General features: G+C 71.5%; 17 protein-coding genes. 10 read left to right on the forward strand and 7 right to left on the reverse strand.

From position 1 onward, the window contains the following. Window positions 1-87: 87 nt before the first annotated feature. Genes HB662_RS27045 through HB662_RS27070 form a run of 6 tightly spaced genes read left to right on the forward strand, consistent with a single transcriptional unit; the run spans window position 88 to window position 6,334 of the window. The gene (locus HB662_RS27045) at window positions 88-1,608 is read left to right on the forward strand and encodes a flippase (RefSeq protein ID WP_168054851.1); all 1,521 of its coding nucleotides are present in this window, start codon (window positions 88-90) and stop codon (window positions 1,606-1,608) included. After that, window positions 1,605-2,648 (forward strand): glycosyltransferase family 4 protein, encoded by a 1,044-nt coding sequence (locus HB662_RS27050; protein WP_168054853.1) that lies wholly within the window; start codon window positions 1,605-1,607, stop codon window positions 2,646-2,648. The genes HB662_RS27045 and HB662_RS27050 overlap by 4 nt, the downstream gene beginning before the upstream one ends. Next, window positions 2,645-3,763: a glycosyltransferase gene (locus tag HB662_RS27055; RefSeq protein ID WP_168054855.1), complete on the forward strand. Its 1,119-nt coding sequence runs from the start codon at window positions 2,645-2,647 to the stop codon at window positions 3,761-3,763. Before HB662_RS27050 ends, HB662_RS27055 begins: the two co-directional genes overlap by 4 nt. Continuing rightward, window positions 3,760-4,665: a glycosyltransferase family 2 protein gene (locus HB662_RS27060; RefSeq protein WP_168054857.1), complete on the forward strand. Its 906-nt coding sequence runs from the start codon at window positions 3,760-3,762 to the stop codon at window positions 4,663-4,665. The genes HB662_RS27055 and HB662_RS27060 overlap by 4 nt, the downstream gene beginning before the upstream one ends. Continuing rightward, on the forward strand, window positions 4,665-5,537 hold the full coding sequence (locus tag HB662_RS27065; RefSeq protein WP_168054859.1) for a glycosyltransferase family 2 protein: 873 nt from the start codon (window positions 4,665-4,667) through the stop codon (window positions 5,535-5,537). The genes HB662_RS27060 and HB662_RS27065 overlap by 1 nt, the downstream gene beginning before the upstream one ends. Continuing rightward, complete coding sequence (locus tag HB662_RS27070) at window positions 5,537-6,334, forward strand: YdcF family protein (RefSeq protein ID WP_168054861.1); 798 nt, start codon at window positions 5,537-5,539, stop codon at window positions 6,332-6,334. Before HB662_RS27065 ends, HB662_RS27070 begins: the two co-directional genes overlap by 1 nt. 116 nt (window positions 6,335-6,450) lie before the next feature. Here HB662_RS27070 and HB662_RS27075 read toward each other — a convergent pair whose 3' ends face one another. From HB662_RS27075 to HB662_RS27105, 7 genes are all read right to left on the reverse strand, one after another. Continuing rightward, a complete protein-coding gene (locus tag HB662_RS27075) occupies window positions 6,451-6,627 on the reverse strand; it encodes a hypothetical protein (RefSeq protein ID WP_168054863.1) in 177 nt (58 codons plus the stop codon). Window positions 6,628-6,889: 262 nt separating this feature from the next. Next, window positions 6,890-7,207 carry a hypothetical protein gene (locus tag HB662_RS27080; protein WP_168054865.1) on the reverse strand — a complete coding sequence of 106 codons (318 nt, stop codon included), beginning with the start codon at window positions 7,205-7,207 and terminating at the stop codon, window positions 6,890-6,892. Then, window positions 7,204-8,811: an ArnT family glycosyltransferase gene (locus HB662_RS27085; protein WP_168054867.1), complete on the reverse strand. Its 1,608-nt coding sequence runs from the start codon at window positions 8,809-8,811 to the stop codon at window positions 7,204-7,206. Before HB662_RS27085 ends, HB662_RS27080 begins: the two co-directional genes overlap by 4 nt. A gap of 129 nt (window positions 8,812-8,940) precedes the next feature. Continuing rightward, window positions 8,941-9,927, reverse strand: a complete 987-nt coding sequence (locus HB662_RS27090; RefSeq protein ID WP_168054869.1) for a Bug family tripartite tricarboxylate transporter substrate binding protein — start codon at window positions 9,925-9,927, stop codon at window positions 8,941-8,943. Window positions 9,928-10,006: 79 nt separating this feature from the next. Continuing rightward, window positions 10,007-10,444 (reverse strand): acyl-CoA thioesterase, encoded by a 438-nt coding sequence (locus HB662_RS27095; RefSeq protein ID WP_168054871.1) that lies wholly within the window; start codon window positions 10,442-10,444, stop codon window positions 10,007-10,009. Beyond that, a complete protein-coding gene (locus tag HB662_RS27100) occupies window positions 10,444-11,670 on the reverse strand; it encodes a thiolase family protein (protein WP_168054873.1) in 1,227 nt (408 codons plus the stop codon). Before HB662_RS27100 ends, HB662_RS27095 begins: the two co-directional genes overlap by 1 nt. After that, window positions 11,667-13,448: a feruloyl-CoA synthase gene (locus HB662_RS27105; RefSeq protein WP_168054875.1), complete on the reverse strand. Its 1,782-nt coding sequence runs from the start codon at window positions 13,446-13,448 to the stop codon at window positions 11,667-11,669. The genes HB662_RS27100 and HB662_RS27105 overlap by 4 nt, the downstream gene beginning before the upstream one ends. A gap of 104 nt (window positions 13,449-13,552) precedes the next feature. Between HB662_RS27105 and HB662_RS27110 the strand changes: the two genes are divergently transcribed. The 4 genes from HB662_RS27110 to HB662_RS27125 all read left to right on the forward strand — a co-directional run. Next, window positions 13,553-14,026, forward strand: coding sequence for a MarR family winged helix-turn-helix transcriptional regulator (locus tag HB662_RS27110; RefSeq protein ID WP_168054877.1), 474 nt, complete (start codon window positions 13,553-13,555; stop codon window positions 14,024-14,026). Window positions 14,027-14,060: 34 nt separating this feature from the next. After that, window positions 14,061-14,861 (forward strand): crotonase/enoyl-CoA hydratase family protein, encoded by an 801-nt coding sequence (locus HB662_RS27115; protein ID WP_245185934.1) that lies wholly within the window; start codon window positions 14,061-14,063, stop codon window positions 14,859-14,861. A gap of 2 nt (window positions 14,862-14,863) precedes the next feature. After that, window positions 14,864-15,622 (forward strand): SDR family NAD(P)-dependent oxidoreductase, encoded by a 759-nt coding sequence (locus HB662_RS27120; protein ID WP_168054879.1) that lies wholly within the window; start codon window positions 14,864-14,866, stop codon window positions 15,620-15,622. 423 nt (window positions 15,623-16,045) lie between these two features. Further along, window positions 16,046-17,010: phage head spike fiber domain-containing protein (locus HB662_RS27125; RefSeq protein WP_168054881.1), on the forward strand; the 965-nt coding region annotated here is incomplete at its 3' end.

A 17,010-nucleotide genomic window follows, 5' to 3' on the forward strand; every position in this document is an offset into this window, starting at 1 on the left:
TCCATTCTCGGCGGCGCAGGGCATATCGCGCCGCGACACAACCAGTGATCGGCCCTCGTGGCCGGTCTGGCAGGAATGGCGCAGGTCATGGCCAATTCGGCCGAACATCGCGCCTCCGGCGGGCGGCTCCTCTCCGGCACTTTGTGGAACGCGGCCGGGCGGGGGCTTCCCCTTTTGCTCGCGCTGGCGCTGACGCCGGTTCTCGTCGCCCAGATGGGCGTCGACCGCTGGGGCCTGTTCACCCTGGCCCTGGCCCTGGTCGGCGTCTTCGGCGTGTTCGACCTTGGCGTCGGCGCGGCGCTGACCCGGGCGCTGTCGGCCCGCATCGGCGCCGGTGAGATCGAGGGCGCGGCGGAACTCGCCGGCGCCGCGATCAGCGCCCTGGCCCTGCTTTCCGCCGTCATCGCCGCGCTGGCCTTCGCCTTCGTCCCCGCGCTGGTGGCCGGCGTACTGAACACCCCGCCGGATTTGCAGGCGGAGGCCATCACCGCCTTCCGCTGGTTGTGTGCCGCGGCGCCGCTGGTGGTGGTGAATGCCGCGCTCTGGGGCACGCTGGCGGCGCATCAGCGGTTCCGCGAGGCCAATCTCGCCGCCATCCCGGTCGCCATCTTCTATTATCTGGGCCCGGTGCTGGTGCTGATGGTCTGGCAGAGCCTGGTCGGCGTGATCCTGGCGCTGCTCGCCTGCCGGCTGGCCAATACCCTATCCTATGCCTGGCTGGCGCGGCGGGACCTGCCGGGGCTGCGGCCCGTCTGGCCATCCTGGCCGCTGGTCGCGCCGCTGCTGCGGATGGGCGGCTGGATGAGCGCCTCGGGCGTTCTGACCCAGGCCTTGCTTTATGCCGACCGGTTCCTGGTCGGCGCGCTGCTGACCCTGGCGGCGGTCGCCTATTACGCCACGCCGCTCGACCTGGTGATGCGGATGTGGATCCTGCCGGTGGCGGTGGCGCAGGCGCTGCTGCCGGCGATGGCCAGCGCCTATCTGTCCCATGCCGAGGCCACCGCCGGGCTGCTGCGGCGCGGCGCGCTTCTGGTGATGGCCTCGGTGCTGCCCGCCTGCCTGGTGCTGGTGGTCTGGGGGCCGCAGATCCTGGGGCTGTGGCTCGGCCCGGATTTCGCGGCGAATGGCGGGCGGGTGCTGCAGATCCTGTCCGTCGGCGTCTTCTTCTCCTGTGCCGCCTTTGCCCCCGGCGCGCTGCTGGATGCGATCGGGCGGCCGGATGCCAATGCCAAGTGGCAGTTGCTGCAGGCGCTGGTGTTCCTGCCGCTGTCGGCGCTGCTGCTGCTGTCGCTCGGCATCGAGGGTGCGGCCGCGGCCTGGGCGCTGCGCTGCGCCACCGATGTGTTCGGCCGCCTGTTCCTGGTTGGCCGGCTGTATCCGGCGGCGGGGGTGGCGGCGCGGCAACTGGCCCTGCCGCTGTTCGCGGGCGGCGCCGGGCTTGCCATCCTGCTGCCCGGCCTGCTGCCGATCCCCCTCGCGCTGCTGGCGCTGGTGGCCTTCGCGGCGGCCGGTGCCATGGCCCTGACCGCCGCCGAACGCCGCGATGCGCGCGGGTTGTTGCGCCGCCCCTGGCGCATCCGCGCCGTATTGCGCGGGGAGCCCGCATGACGCTTGCCATCAACGCCCGCTTCCTGACCCAGAAGATGAGCGGCGTGCAGCGCTTCTCGCGGGAGGTGGTGACGGCACTCGCCGCCACCGGCCAGCCGATCCGCCTGCTCGCCCCGCCCGGCGCGCCGGCCGAATTCGCCGGCCTGCCCGTGGAGCGCATCGGCCGCCGCAGCGGCCAGCCCTGGGAACAATTCGATCTGCCCGGCGCCGTCGCCGGCTGCCACCTGCTGAACCTCGGCAATACCGGGCCGCTGCGGATCGGCGGCGCGCAGACCGTGGTGATCCATGATGCGGGCGTTTTCGACACGCCCGAAAGCTATTCCTTCGCCTTCCGCGCCTGGTACCGCGCCCTGCACTGGACCCTGCCGCGCCGGGGCGCTCGCATCGTCACCGTATCGGAATTTTCGCGGGCGCGACTTTCGCTGCATCTGAAGCTGCCCGCCGCGCGTATCGGTGTGATGGCGGAAGGTGGCGAGCATGCATTGCGGGATCCGGCGGAGCCGGAGGTGCTGGCGCGGCATGGGCTGCAGCCCGGCCGCTTCGTCCTGGCCGTCGGCACCCGCGCCGCGCACAAGAACCTGGACGCGCTGCGCGACGCGGTGGCGCTGCTCGCCTCCCGCGGCATGAAGCTGGCGGTCGCCGGCGCCGCCGATGCCGGGGTGTTCCGCAATGCCGGCGATGTGGACGCCGCGGTGGCACTCGGCCGGGTCAGCGACGGGGAGTTGCGCGCGCTGTACCAGGCGGCGCTCTGCCTGATCTTTCCCTCCCGCTACGAGGGCTTCGGCCTGCCGCCGCTGGAGGCCATGTGGTGCGGCTGCCCGGTTCTGGCGGCCTCCGCCGGCGCGGTGCCGGAGGTCTGCGGCGACGCCGCATTGTGGTTCGACGCCGAGGGTCCGAACACCCCCGCCACGGCGATCGCCCGGCTGCTGGACGACCCGCTGCTGGGCGAGCATCTGCGGCTCGCCGGCCGCGCCCGCGCCGCCACCTTCTCCTGGCCCGCCGCGGCGGACCGGCTGCTCGGCCTGCTGGAGCCTCGATGAAGATCGCCATCATCCACGAATGGCTGGACAGCTACGCCGGATCCGAGCGGGTACTGGAACAGTTGTTCGCCATCTTCCCGGACGCCGACCTGCATGTGGTCTGCGACTTCCTGCCGCAGGGCGAGCGCGGCTTCCTGGGCGGAAGGGTGCCGCGCACCTCCTTCATCCAGCGCCTGCCGCGGGCGCGGCAGTGGTTTCGCTACTACCTCGGGTTGATGCCGATCGCGGTGGAGCAATTCGATCTCTCGGGCTACGATCTGGTGGTGTCTTCCTCCCACGCCGTTGCCAAGGGGGTGCTGACCGGGCCGGGGACGCTGCATGTCAGCTATGTCCATAGTCCGATGCGCTACGCCTGGGACCTGCAGCATCAGTATCTGCGCCAGGCGCGGATGGAGCGCGGCGTGAAGGGCGCGCTGACGCGCTGGCTGTTGTCGCGCATGCGCGCCTGGGACTTCGCCTCCGGCGCCCGCCCCGACATCATCGCGGCCAACAGCGCCTGGATCGCCGAGCGCATCCGCAAATCCTGGCGGCGGGAGAGCGTGGTGGTGCACCCGCCGGTGGACCTCGAGGGCTTTCCCTTTCAGGCCGCCAAGGGTGCGGACTACGTCGTGGCCTCCCGCCTCGTGCCCTACAAGCGCATCGACCTGATCGCCGAGGCTTTCCGGCGCATGCCGGATCGCCGCCTGGTGATTGCCGGCGACGGGCCGGAGATGGCGCGGGTGCGTGAAGCGGCGGGAGATGCGAAGAACATCGAGATCCGCGGCCGCGTCAGCCAGCCCGACCTCGTCGCCCTGCTCGCCACCGCCCGCGCCTTCGTCTTCGCGGCGGAGGAGGATTTCGGCATCGGCATGGTGGAGGCGCAGGCCTGCGGCACGCCGCTGATCGCCTATGCCCGCGGCGGCGCCACCGACATCGTGCAGCCCGACACCACGGGCGTGCTGTTCCCGCACCAGACGACGGAGAGCCTCATCGACGCCGTGACCCGATTCGAGACCCTTGCGATCTCGCCCGAAGCCTGCCGCGACAACGCGCAGCGCTTCTCCCGCGATGTGTTCCGCGACCGCATGCGGTCGCTGGTGCAGGATGCGCTGGCGGCGCGCGGGATGGCCGCATGACCATCCGCTTCAGCCTGGTCCTCGCCACGAGGGGCCGCACCACGGAAGTGGTGGAATTCCTCGACAGCGTGCTGGCGCAGCACGCCGACGACGTCGAGGTGATCGTGGTGGACCAGAACGAGGATGGCCGCCTGGCGCCGCTGCTCGCGCCCTATGTGGAGCGGCTGCGGGTGACGCATCTGCGGTCCTCCGTCGCCCGCGCCAACCACGCCCGCAACCTGGGCCTGCGCCAGGCGCGCGGCGCGCTGGTCAGCTTCCCGGATGATGATTGCCTGTATCCGCCGGGGCTGCTGGGCCGCGTCGATGCCGCCTTCGCGGCCGACCCGTCGCTGGCCATCCTGACCGGGCCGGCCGAAAATCCGGCCGGCGGCCTGGGGTCCGGCCGCTGGCGGCAGGAAGCCGGGGCGATCACGGCAGCGAATGCCTGGACCAGCGTCATCGAGTTCAACCTGTGGCTCCACCGCGACCTGGCGCTGCGCCTCGGCGGCTATGACGAGACCATGGGGCCGGGTACGAAGCTCGGCTCGGCGGAGGGCAACGACCTGGTGCTGCGGGCCGTGACGGTTGGCCACAAGGCGATCTACGACCCGAACTTGCGGATCATCCACCCGGACAAGCGGCTGTCGGAAGTCGCGGTGGCGCGGGCCTGGCTGTATGGCGCCGGCCTCGGCTTTGCGCTGCGCCGGCATTCGGTGCCGGCCAGCGTCTGGGCGCCCTTCGCGATCCGCCCCCTGGGCGGCATGGCGCTGAGCCTGGCGCGGCTGCGGCCACGCGATGCGGCCTATTACGGCATGACCTTCCTTGGCCGGCTGCGCGGCTATATCCGCCGCGACGCGACCGCCGGGCGCATCCGCCCGGCGATCCAGGGCCGGAAGGTGGATCGCCCCGGGGACCCTGACTGATGCGCCTGGCGATCGGCATCGCGACGCGCGGCCGCGCCGCCATACTGGGTGAGGTGCTGGCCGAAATCGGGCGCCAGACGCGCCCGCCGGATCGCGTGCTGGTCTGCCATGTGACGGCGGAGGATGTGGCCGGCCTGCCCGCGCGCTTCCCGCAGGTGGATTTCCTGGCCAGCCCCGCCGGCCTGCCGCGCCAGCGCAACGCCATCCTGGATGCCTGCGCCGATTGCGATGCGGTGCTGTTCCTCGATGACGACTTCCTGCCGGCGCTGGACTACCTGGCGGTGACGGAACGCGTGCTGGACCTGCACCCCGATTGCGTCGTCACCACCGGCACCGTGATCGCGGATGGCGCCAAGGGCCCTGGCATCTCGGTGGATGAAGGTCGCGCGCTGCTGGCCGCCGATGTGCCGCCCCCGGATGCGCTGGCGGTCGCGCCGCATTTCAACGGCTATGGCTGCAACATGGCCTTCCGGCTGGCCCCGTTGCGCGCGCATGGCATCCGGGTGGATGAGGCGCTGCCGCTGTATGGCTGGTACGAGGATATCGACGTGACCCGCGCGCTCGGCCGGCATGGGTCCATCCTGCGGCTCGCGGGCGCGCGCGGAGTGCATCTGGGCAGCAAGTCCGGCCGCGTCTCCGGGTTGCGGCTCGGCTACAGCCAGGTGGCGAACCCGGTATACCTGGCGCGCAAGGGCACCTTTCCCTGGGGCCATGCCATCCCCTCCGCCGCGCGTCACACCGCGATGAACGCGTTGCGGTCGCTGGCGCCGGAGCCGCATGTGGATCGCTTCGGGCGGCTGCGCGGCAATCTGATCGCGCTGGCGGACCTGCTGCGCGGCCGGGCGCATCCCGCGCGCATCCTGGAGCTTTGATGCAGGACGCCTTCTTCCTGGTCTCCAAGCTGGTCTGGGCGGTGCTGCGGCCGAATACGCTGGCGCTGGTGCTGGCGGTGCTGGGGCTGGCGCTGGTCTGGCGCGGCCGGCGCTTCGGGCGCTGGCCCCTGGCGCTGGGGCTCGGCTGGTATGTGGCCGTCTTCACCCTGCCGGTCGCCGCCCTGCTGACCCTGCCGCTGGAGAACCGCTTCCCCCGCCCGGCGACTCCGCCGGCGCAGGTGACCGGCATCATCGTGCTCGGCGGCGCGGTGGAACAGCGCCTGACCGCCGCGCGCGGCATCCCGGCGCTGAACGGTGCGGCGGAGCGGATGACGGAGGGCGTGGCCCTGGCGCTGCGCCACCCGGAGGCGAAGCTGGTGTTCAGCGGCGGCACCGCGGCGATCGACCAGTCCGGACCGACCGAGGCGGAGACGGCGCGGCTGCTGTTCACCGATCTCGGCCTGCCCGCGAACCGCGTGGTGCTGGAGAATGCAAGCCGCAACACGCATGAGAATGCGGTCTTCACCCACCGCCTGCTGAACCCCCGGCCCGGTGAGACCTGGCTGCTGGTGACGTCGGCCAGCCACATGCCGCGCAGCATGGGCGTGTTCCGCGCGGCGGGCTGGCGCGTGACGGCCTGGCCGGTGAACTACACCACCGGCGCCGACCCGGCGCTGTGGTGGGACAACCCCTTCCCGACCAGGCTGAACCAGGCGGAATGGGCGCTGCGGGAATGGGTGGGGCTGACGGTCTATTGGCTGACGGGGCGCACCGGGGCGTGGTTTCCGGGGCCGTGAGGCGCAGCGACTACTTCAATTTCCCGCCCGCTCCGCTTCTCGTCACGATCTGCATGGCCGGCACCGGACGCGGTGCGGGACTCGCTGGTGGCGGTGAAGGCGGCGGCGCCGGCTTGCTACCCTCTCTCATTCTCCGCCTTCTCCAGCTCCTCGGCGCTCACCCGCTCCTCCCGCAGAACCCACCACCCCTTGGTCACCACCCGCATCGGCGGCACGGGGCGGGTTACGGGCTGCGGCGCGGCCTGCACCGTCATGCTGCTGTCCTGCGGCTTCCTGGGTAGCGGATTGGCCATGTGCCTCGGTCTCCGCGGTTATGACGGGAACATATTGCAGGAAGGTGGTGACGACCAAGCCCAATGTCAGCACCACGGAGGCCACGGTTGCGAGGCCGGCGATGGAGCGCAGCCTTTCCCGCATCTTGTTGATCCGCCGATTGTGCTGGGCGCCGACGGCGTATTGCCGGGCCAGCGCCTCCTTCAACGTCACGATTGCGCTGAACCCGGTCTGCCCGGGCCTGGCCAGATGCGCCTTCTCGTCCTGGATCAGGCCCAGCGCCTAGTTCAGCAGTTCCGGGTCGGGCGCGAGGTATTGGAATTTGCGGGGGTAGATGCAGGCGGCAAGAAAACCGAGGGCCGTCGCCGTCGCAAGTCCCGAGAGCGTCAGGCAGGCATAAGCCATCACGCCGAGCCACGTGCCGAAGGGTGGCAGCCGTTCCACAAGCTGAAACAGCGCCGCCAACTGCAGCGCGAGCGTCGCCGCGAAGAAGGGCAGGGTGCGCCAGACATTCTCCTCCTGGTCGATCTCCTTGCGGTAGGAATCGGCCAGGGTCTTCTCGATATGCGCGAGAGCCCCGTGCTCCGGCGGCACCGTCACGGCGCCGCTTGGTCCCGCACCCGGTAGATCTCCACCGGCCCGCGGCGTTCGGCCACCGTCGCGGCCAATTCGTATCCCGCCGCCACGGCGGCCATCACCTGCGTCGCCGCGGCGGGACGCATGGTCTGCATCCAGGCGCGGTCCACCACGATCACGCGGGGCCGGGCCGCCAGCACTCGGTCCAGCTCCACCGTGGTGTTGGTGTCCGACAGATCCTCGAAATAGCCGGTCAGGTGAGGCGGGAAGGGAAAGCGGGTGGCGACCCGCACCCCGGCGATGACGTAGACGCTGGCATGGTAGTTCGCGATCAGCGCATCGCCGTCGGGACCTGCGGCCTGCCGCACCGCCGCCGCCACCTCCCGCACCGGGTCGCGGTGCATCAGGCCGGGGCCGCGCTCCAGCCGCTCCGTCATCTCCGGCAGCCAGCCCTGGCTCGCCAGCACCAGCAGCAGACCGGCCAGCACCGGACGCGCCACACCCGGACGCGCCACACCCGGGCGCGCCAGATCGGAGCCTGCAGGATCCGGGCGGGCCACCAGCCGTGCCACATGCCACAGCCCCACCGCCGCCAGCAGCGACAGCGAGGGCAGCCACAGCAGGAAGTAGTGCGCGAAGTAGAAACCGGGGCCGGCGATCGCCAGGCTGGCGATGAGGAACCAGGAGAAGGCCGCCGCCGTCAGCAACGCCAGCCGCCCGCGCGGCCGCCAGCAGACCAGGGCGACCAGCGCCGCCGCGAAGGCGAGCCCGAGCGTCAGCACCGCCGTGCCGATGCGCCGCCAGGCCTCCGCCGCCGCGATGCGTTCCATCGAATAGCGGAAGGGGGCGAGGATGGAGCCGTCCAGGTAATCCGCCAGCCAGCCCTGGATCCAATAGGCGAAGCCGGCCAGCAGGAAGGGCGTGGCACACAGCCCGGCATAGGCAGCGGCCATCGCCAGCAGGCGCCGCCAGGGCAGCAGGCCACGCCACAGCGCCGGGCCGAGTAGCAGCGCGAAGGCGAAGCAGCCGGACGGCACCACCACCTGCTTCACCAGCAGCGCCCAGCCCACCAGCAGCCCCATTGCCACCAGGGATGGCCAGCCCGGCGCCACCGGGTCCACGGCCCGCAGCGCCCGCGCCGCGCCGCGGATGGCGATGGCCATGGCGGCGGTGACGAAGGGCGCGATCAGCAATTCGGTGTTGGTGCACAGGCCGCTCAGCAGCAGCGAATGCGCCGCATAGACCACCGCCGCGCCGACGCCGACGGAGCGCGGTGCGCCGGCCGCCCGCGCCGCACCGAAAAGGCCGAAGCCGGTGGCGATGACACAGAGCAGCCCGAGCAGCCGCACCGCCTCCACCGAGACGCCGAAGGCCAGGAAGGCGAGCGCGAACATGGCCGGCGCGCCGATCGGGTGCATGTCCCAGGCTGCCACCAGCGGCCAGCCGCCGTTCAGCCATTCGCGGGCCTGCACCATGTACAGGCCCTCATCCGTGTCGACCACGGCGGGGACGAAGCTGGTCAGCCGCAGCAGCACGGCGGCCGCCAGGATCAACAGCAGGCTGGCCGCATCGGCCCAGGCGGGCGGCACGGTGCGAGTGGAGGTGGAAAAGGTCTGGCCGTCCGGCATGGCATCTCACGCGGGCGTGAGGGGCCCGCGCGCCACCAATCTCAAAGGTGGCGCGCGGATGCAACCCGCTTTCGGCGCCCTGCTACTCCTGCGCCGTGGCTTTCCTCAGGCAGCCCGGGGGCGGCCTGCCTAATTCTCCGGCTTGAAGCCGCTTTCCTGCACGATTGTCGCGTACTCGGCACGCTCACGCCGGATCAGATCAGCAAAGGCCTGCGGGCTTTCGGAAACGGTGGGCAGGTATTCCAGCCGGTCCAGCGCCGCCACCATATCCGGCATCCGCGACACCCGCAGGATGGCGGCGTGCAGCCCATTGACGATGGAGGCCGGCGTGTTGGGCGGCAGCAGCGCGCCGAACCACTCATCCTTGGTGAATTGCGGGTAGCCGAGTTCCGCGAAGGTCGGCAGGTCCGGGTAGCGCGGGTTCCGCTCCGGCGAGGACACCGCGAGCATCCGCGCCCCGGTGCCATGCTGCGGCGAGATGTCGTTCAGCACGCCGATGAACAGCGGCAGCCGCCCGCCGATCAGGTCCTGCATCGCCGGCGCGGCGCCGCGGTAGGGCACATGCGTCATCCGCACATCCAGCGCCTTGCCCAGCATCACGCCGAGGAAATGCGGCGCGGAGCCGGCGGCCGGGGAGGCGAAGGGTACCTCCCCCTGCTGCGCCTTCAGCCAGGCGACCAGTTCCGGGAAGGTCTTCGCGGGGTGCGTGCTGGGCACGGCGGCGGCGAAGGGGAAGGAACAGACGGTGGAAACCGGCGAGAGATCGGTCAGCGCATCGTAGCGCACCTCCCGCGGGAAGACGTGCGGCTGCAGCGTCAGCATGGAGGCGGGCGTCTGCAGGTAGATGCTGCCATCCGGCTCGCCCGCCTTCACTGCTTCCACCGCAATGCGGCCCGCCGCGCCGACGCGGCCCTCGACGATCAGGTTCGGCGCGTAGATGCCGCGCAGCTTGTCGGCATAGAGCCGCGCCACGACGTCGGAGGACCCGCCGGCCGGGAAGCCGACGATGACGCGGACGGGACGATTGATGGTCTGGCCGAAAGCGGGTGCCGAAACGCCGGCCAGTGCCGCGGCGCCGAGCCCCAGCACGCCACGACGGGGAATGGTCAGGCTCATCTTGGTTCTCTCCTCCTGCGGCGTCGTTGCGCCTGTGTGTCCACAATGCCCGGCCTCGCGGCCGGCTACCAAGCCGTATTCAGCCGAAGGCCGCGATCACCTCCGGCGGGATCGGCACGCCCCGGATGCGGCCAGGGTCGGTCGGGTGGCGGCCGGCCCAGACGCGGGTCTCGAAGCCCTCCACCGCGAGGCTGCCATCCTCCCGCAGCAGGCGATGGGTGACGTCGAAGGAGGATCGGCGGAAGGCGGTGACCTGGGTTTCCACCACCACCTCGTCCCCGAAGACGCAGGGGATGGAGAATTTCGACCGCGTATCCACCATCGGGATGCCGATGACGCCATGCGCCGCCGCCCAGGCGATCTGCTTCATGCCGAGCGCCTGCTGGAACAGGCCGGCGGTGCAGGCGTCGAAATAGGCGAAGTAGCGTGGGTAGAAGACGATGCCGGCGGCGTCGCAATCGCCCCATTCGATGGTCAGCGGGCGGCGGGCGATCAGGCCCGGCGGGGAAGAAATCATCAGGCGGCCTCGATCAGCAGCGCGATGCCCTGCCCGCCGCCGATGCAGGCCGAGGCGATGCCATAGCGCCCGCCCCGCACCCGCAGCCCGCGCGCGCAGGTGACGGCTAGGCGGATGCCGGTGGCGGCCAGCGGGTGGCCGAGCGCGATGGCGCCGCCATGCACGTTCAGCTTCGCCTCATCCAGGCCGAGTTCACGGGCACAGGCCATCACCTGCGCGCCGAAGGCCTCGTTGATCTCGACCAGGTCGATCTGGTCCAGCGTCAGCCCGGCGCGGTCCAGCAGCGCGCGGATCGCGGGCACCGGGCCGATGCCCATGATCTCCGGCGGGCAGCCCACCGCCGCGGCGGCGACCAGCCGGGCGAGCGGCTTCTGCCCCCGCGCATGGGCGCCGTCGCAGACCAGCGCGGCGGCGGCGCCATCGACCACGGCGGAGGAATTGCCGCCGGTCTGCACGCCGCCGAAGGCCGGCCGGATCTTTGCCAACGCCTCCACCGGAGACGGGCGCGGATGCGTGTCGGCGGCCAGTTCGGCCACCTTGCGCGGCAGGGCGATGCCGCGGTCGCGCAGGCCGTCCCGCGTGAAGGTCTCGGGCCTGACGGTCACGATCTCCTCGTCGAAGAAGCCGGCCGCACGCGCCGCCAGCGCCCGGTCGAAGGAGCGCGCGGCATATTCATCCACCTCGGCCCGCGAAATGCCGTGGCGCTTCGCCAGCTCCTCCGCCGTGCCGCCCATCGACAGCCCGCAGGCAGGATCGTCCAGCGCCTCCCAGAGAAAATCCTTGAGCCCCACGGGCGCGCCGAGGTCGAAGCCGGTGCGATGGGTGAAGGCGGCGATCGGGTTGCGACTCATGCTCTCCGCCCCAACACACAGCGAGATGCCGGCGCCCTGGCGTTCCACGGCGGTGGCGCCCTGCACCAGCGCCTCGATCCCCGTGCCGCAGACGCGCTGCACCAGCAGGGCCGGCACCTCCATCCGCACGCCTGCATACAGCCCGATATGGCGCGGCAGCATGTAGGCGTCGAAGCTCGCCTGCGCGACGGAGCCGGCGACGACATGACCGATCTCCGCCGCATCGACGCCGGCCTTGGCGATGGCGCCCCGCGCCGCGGCGATGCCGAGATCGATCGGCGAGATCTTCCCGAATACGCCGCCAAGGTCCGCGAAGGGCGTGCGGGCGCCGGCCAGCAGCCAGGCGTCCTGCCATTCCGTGTGCAACGCCGTCATGCCGAAATCTCCGCCAGGCAGATGATGTCCGGCCCGGGCGGGTCGGCGTAGAGGCTTTCCACCAGCGCCGCGCGCTGCGCCAGCACGGCGCGCTGGTTGATGGAGCCCTTGTCGGTGATCTCCCCCGCATCCAGCGACAGCGGCGCATCCAGCAGCACGGCGCGGGTGACGCGGTTGGAACTGCCAGTCGCCTCCGCGGCGAGACGCGCCAGGCCGGCTTCCAGCCGCGCCGGCAGGTCGGGGATGCCGGCGCAGGCTTCGCGTTCCGGCAGCAGGATGGCGGCGAGCGCGTCCCGGTCCTGCCCAGCGATCACCGCATCCTTCACATAGGGCGCCAGCGCCGCGACCAGCTTCGCGCGCAGCGGCCCGACGCTGACCCAGGTGCCGGTCGCCATCTTGAAATCCTCGGTGATCCGCCCGTCGAAGCGGAACCCCTTGTGCAGATCCTCCGGGTCCAGCGGCACCAGCGCATCGCCGAATCTGTAGAAACCTTCCTCATCGAAGGCCGCCGCCGTGGCCGCCGGGTTGCGCCAATAGCCCGGCGTGATGGAGGGGCCCCTCACCCGCGCCTCCATCTTGCCGGCGACCGGCGCCAGTTTCAGTTCGATGCCCGGCGCCGGCAGGCCGACGGCGCCGGATTCGGAATGCTCCTCCCGCACGATCAGGCAGAAGGGCGCCGTTTCCGTTGCGCCGAGGCCGGTGAACATCGGGATGCGCCGCCCGCATTCGGCCAGCGCCAGCGCATCCAGCGCGTTCCAGATGTGCTGCGGCAGGCCGGCGGCGGAGTAGAACATCATCCGCAGCCTGGAGAAGAACACGCGCCGCAGCGCGCGGTCCTGCGTCAGGTGGTGCACCAGCTCCTCGAACCCGCGCGGCACGTTGAAATGGATGGAGGTGGCGATTTCGCCCAGGTTGCGGAGCGACTCCGCATAGCCGCCGGAAACCGGCCGCCCCTCATCCATGTAGAAGCTGCCGCCATTGTACAGCGCCAGGCCGATATTGTGGTTGCCGCCGAAGGTGTGGTGCCAGGGCAACCAGTCCAGCAGCACGGGCGGCTCCTCCGCCACGAAGGGGAAGGCCTCGCGCAGCATCTGCTGGTTGGCGCACAGCATGCGGTGCGTGTTGACCACGCCCTTGGGCTGGCCGGTGGAGCCGGAGGTGAACAGGATTTTCGCGACATCATCCGGCTGCACGGCCGCCGCCGCCCGGGCCACGGCGGGGGTGGGCGCGGTGGCCAGCAGCGCGGGCATGTCCTCCGCACTCAGCACCTCGGTGCCCGCCGGCACCGCCGCGGCGGTGGCCTCGGCAAACCGGGCCTGGTCATTGGCGAAGACCAGACCCGGCGTCAGCAGCGCCAGGCAGTGCCGCAGCTTGGCGAAATCCCTGGCCAGCAGCGAATAGGCGGGCGAGACCGGCGCCACCGGCACGCCGACATGCAGCGCCGCCAGCGTCAGCATCGCCTGGTCCAGGCAATTGCCGGAGAGGAAGACCAGCGGCCGTTCCGCCGAAAGGCCTCGATCCAGCAGCGCCTGACCGAGCGCCTGCACGCGGCGCCAGGCCTCGGCATAGCTGATGCGCCGCCAATCCCCGTCCAGCGCCGCATCGCGCCGCGCGATCAGCGTGCGGTCGGGCGCCAGCCCGGCGAAGTGTTCCAGCCGCTCCGTCAGGCAGCGCGGATAGGCGCCGAGCACCGGCACGGGCGTGACCAGCAGCGTGCCATCCGGCCGCCGCGCGATCTGCACGGGGGCGGCACCCATCGGCTTCTGGGCTGCGGACATGACTTCCTCCGGCGCCGGCGGGCGGCATCCTGATTGTTATGTACCATAATAGTATGCCCGACGCCCCCTTCCAAGCAGGAAGTGAAATCCTGTAAGCCGGGCGCATGGCCCAGCCCCGCCGCCTGTCCGCCGACGCCCGACCGGTGCCGGAGCAGCCCGACCTCTCCCCGCTCGATGACAAGCTCGGCTTCTGGCTGCGCCTGGCGCAGCAGGCCAGCTTCGATGCGCTGCATCGCGGCCTCGGCCCGCTGGGCCTGACCCCCGGACGGCTCGGCGTGCTGCTGATGCTGGAGGCCAATCCGGATATCCGCCAGGCCCTGCTGGCGGAGGCGCTGCACATCAAGCCCTCCAACCTCACCGTGCTGCTGGCGGCGCTGGAGCAGGACGGGCTGATCCGCCGGACGGAGGAGGAAGGCAATCGCCGCGCCAATTGCCTGCGCCTGACCGCCGCCGGCCGCGCCCTGCTGCGACAGGGGGAGGCGGCGGAGGCCGAGGCGGAACGCCAACTGGCGCAGGGGCTGAGCCCCGCCGAACGCGCCGCCCTGCTGGCCGCGCTGCGCCGCATCGCGGAAGCCTGAGCGCTTGCCCGGCCCGGCGCCGGGACTTATCGTTATGCCCCATAACAAACGGGAGACGCCGATGGCCGAGGCGCTGGTGACCCTGGAACTGCGCGGCCGCGTCGCCTGGATCGGCCTGAACCGCCCGGCCAAGCGCAACGCCATCAATGACGCGCTGCTGGCCGCGCTGGATGCGGCGGTGGGCGAGGCGCAGGGGCAGGCGCGGGCGATGGTGGTCTTCGGCCACGGCCCCTGCTTCTGCGCCGGCCTCGACCTTTCCGAACACGGCGCCCGCAGCGCGGAGGCGGTGTTCCACCATTCCCGGTCGTGGCACGCGGTATTCCGCCGCATCCGCAGCGGCCGCATCCCGGCGATCGCGGCCATCCACGGCGCCTGTGTCGGCGGCGGGCTGGAACTGGCCAGCGCCTGCCATATCCGCGTGGCGGACCCCAGCGCGATCTTCGCCTTGCCCGAAGGCACGCGCGGCATCTTCGTCGGCGGCGGCGCCAGCGTGCACCTGGCGCGCATCCTGGGCGCTGCGCGGATGACGGACATGATGCTGACCGGCCGCGCCCTGGACGCTGCGGCCGCCGAGCGCGCCGGGCTGGTGACCTACCTCACCGAGCCCGGCGGCGCCGTGGACCAGGCCGGGGTGCTGGCGGCGAAGGTGGCGCAGATGGCGCCGCTGACCGTGCTCGGCGTGCTGCAGGCCCTGCCCCGCATCCAGGACATGGCGGAGGAGGATGGGCTGTTCGTCGAAAGCATGATGGCCGCGCTGGCCCAGACCGGGCCGGAGGCGCAGGCTGGCCTCGCCGCCTTCCTGGAGAAGCGCGCGGCCAAGGCGGGGGAGAGCTGAGCATGGATTTCTCGAACGCATCCGCGCTGGTCACCGGCGGCGGCTCCGGCCTCGGCGCCGCGACGGCGGAGGCGCTGGCACGCGCCGGCGCGAAGGTGGTGGTGCTCGACCTGAACCGGGATGCGGCGGAGGCCGTGGCGGCGCGCATCGGCGGCGTCGCGGTGGTGGGCGACGTGGCGGAGGAAGCACCGATGGCCGCCGCGGTGGAGGCCGCCTGCGGCCTGGCGCCGCTGCGCCTGGCGGTCGCCTGCGCCGGGATCGCGCCCGCAGGACGCGTCGCGGGCCGCCAGGGGCCGCATGACCTCGCGCTGTTCGAGCGGGTGGTGCGCGTGAACCTGGTCGGCACCTTCAACCTGCTGCGCCTGGCCGCCGCGCGGATGACGCAGAACGAGGCCCTGGCGGATGGCCAGCGCGGCCTGGTCGTCGCCACCGCCTCCATCGCCGCCTATGAGGGGCAGATCGGCCAATGCGCCTATGCGGCGTCGAAGGGCGGCGTGGTGGCGCTGACCCTGCCCGCGGCGCGGGAACTGGCGCGGTTTGGCGTGCGGGTGGTGACGCTCGCGCCCGGCCTGTTCCACACGCCGCTGATGGACACGCTGACGCCGGAGGCGCGGGAGAGCCTGGGCAAGATGCCGCTATTCCCGGCCCGGCTGGGCCAGCCGGCAGAATATGCGGCGATGGTGCTGGCCATCGCGGCGAACCCGTTGCTGAACGGGGAGACGATTCGGCTCGACGGGGCGCTGCGGCTGCCGCCGGCCTGAAGGGCGTCTTGTCGGCGATTGCATCGAGGCGCTGAGCCCGACGTTATCCTCCGCCGTCTTGCGTTCCCTGAGATCAGGGCCTGAGCGCCGACAAACCGGGACGCAATTCCCGGCGATGCGCCGGGCGCTTCGACCTGGCCGGATGCATCAGCAAGCGGCCGACCGCAGCGCCTGACCAGCGCATGGCAGGTGGCGCGGCCCGGTGCCGGGACCAGCTGCATGCTGGCGCCGAGCCCAAAAGGCTTAGCCCGGAATACCGGCCGATACCCCCGGATGCGACGATGGCGCGCAGCGCCCCGCCTGCCTAGCGTTCCGCATGTTCATGAGCCGGTAGGCGTCGCCAACCGACCTGACCATCCAGGCGTGCCTCGGCCATTCTTTTCTGCACCCGCGCGCGGTCCGCGCCGACCTGAGGAACCCTGCATGGACAGCGCGCCGGTTGCGGTGGCCGATCTCGCATCGGTGACGGAGGGGACGGCGCCCGTGGCGACGGGCAATGTGCTGGCGAATGACAGCGACGCCGATGGCGGCACGCTCGGCGTCACCGCCGTCAACGGCCAGTCGGCCGCGGTCGGCACCAGCCTCGCCGGCACCTATGGCACGCTGCTGCTGATGGCCGACGGCTCCTACACCTACACGCTGGCCGGCAACCAGGCGAACGTCCAGGCGCTCGCCAGCGGCCAGACCGTCACCGAGACCTTCCGCTACACCCTGTCCGATGGGCAGGTGCATCTCGTGCCGCGCCCCTCGCCCTGGCAGAACCTGATCAGCACCTCCGAGGCCTTCGACGCCGCCGCCTGGAGCCGCTTCTCCGTGCCGGGCACGCCGCCCACCGTCCTCGCCGATGTCGCCACCGATCCCTTCGGCACCGGCAGCACCGCCGATCAGGTCACGCTCTCCGGCATCGCCTCCGGCATCTACCACGCCGCCGCCGTGACCGGGCAGCACAGCTTCAGCGTCTGGATGCGGCTGGTCAGCGGCGACGGCAATTTCAGCTTCAACTACTATGACGGCGCGACCAACGCGACGCAGGCCGCCGTCGCCACCGGCCAGTGGCAGCGCTTCACCTGGACCTTCGAGGGCAATGGGTCAGGCGGCGGCAACGTCGCGCTGATGCACGACTTCTCGCAGGGCGGCACGGGCGTCTTCGAGGTGTGGGGCGCGCAGCTCAACGCCGGCACCGCGGCGCAGGACTACCTGCCGACAACCGGCACGCCGCTCACCATCGAGAACCCCGATCCGGCCGAACTCGTCGTCGCCTCCACCCTCACCATCTCCATCCAGGGAACCAGCGACAGCGCGCCGGTTGCGGTGGCCGATCTCGCATCGGTGACGGAGGGGACGGCGCCCGTGGCGACGGGCAATGTGCTGGCGAATGACAGCGACGC

The organism is Falsiroseomonas frigidaquae, assembly GCF_012163145.1.
In the GTDB taxonomy this organism is placed as follows: Bacteria; Pseudomonadota; Alphaproteobacteria; order Acetobacterales; family Acetobacteraceae; genus Falsiroseomonas; species Falsiroseomonas frigidaquae.

Coding starts and splice junctions, on each gene's coding strand:
- HB662_RS27045 (WP_168054851.1), top strand. CDS start 88: ATGGCCAATTCGGCCGAACATCGCGCCTCCGGCGGGCGGCTCCTCTCC.
- HB662_RS27050 (WP_168054853.1), top strand. CDS start 1,605: ATGACGCTTGCCATCAACGCCCGCTTCCTGACCCAGAAGATGAGCGGC.
- HB662_RS27055 (WP_168054855.1), top strand. CDS start 2,645: ATGAAGATCGCCATCATCCACGAATGGCTGGACAGCTACGCCGGATCC.
- HB662_RS27060 (WP_168054857.1), top strand. CDS start 3,760: ATGACCATCCGCTTCAGCCTGGTCCTCGCCACGAGGGGCCGCACCACG.
- HB662_RS27065 (WP_168054859.1), top strand. CDS start 4,665: ATGCGCCTGGCGATCGGCATCGCGACGCGCGGCCGCGCCGCCATACTG.
- HB662_RS27070 (WP_168054861.1), top strand. CDS start 5,537: ATGCAGGACGCCTTCTTCCTGGTCTCCAAGCTGGTCTGGGCGGTGCTG.
- HB662_RS27075 (WP_168054863.1), bottom strand. CDS start 6,627: ATGGCCAATCCGCTACCCAGGAAGCCGCAGGACAGCAGCATGACGGTG.
- HB662_RS27085 (WP_168054867.1), bottom strand. CDS start 8,811: ATGCCGGACGGCCAGACCTTTTCCACCTCCACTCGCACCGTGCCGCCC.
- HB662_RS27090 (WP_168054869.1), bottom strand. CDS start 9,927: ATGAGCCTGACCATTCCCCGTCGTGGCGTGCTGGGGCTCGGCGCCGCG.
- HB662_RS27095 (WP_168054871.1), bottom strand. CDS start 10,444: ATGATTTCTTCCCCGCCGGGCCTGATCGCCCGCCGCCCGCTGACCATC.
- HB662_RS27100 (WP_168054873.1), bottom strand. CDS start 11,670: ATGACGGCGTTGCACACGGAATGGCAGGACGCCTGGCTGCTGGCCGGC.
- HB662_RS27105 (WP_168054875.1), bottom strand. CDS start 13,448: ATGTCCGCAGCCCAGAAGCCGATGGGTGCCGCCCCCGTGCAGATCGCG.
- HB662_RS27110 (WP_168054877.1), top strand. CDS start 13,553: ATGGCCCAGCCCCGCCGCCTGTCCGCCGACGCCCGACCGGTGCCGGAG.
- HB662_RS27115 (WP_245185934.1), top strand. CDS start 14,061: ATGCCCCATAACAAACGGGAGACGCCGATGGCCGAGGCGCTGGTGACC.
- HB662_RS27120 (WP_168054879.1), top strand. CDS start 14,864: ATGGATTTCTCGAACGCATCCGCGCTGGTCACCGGCGGCGGCTCCGGC.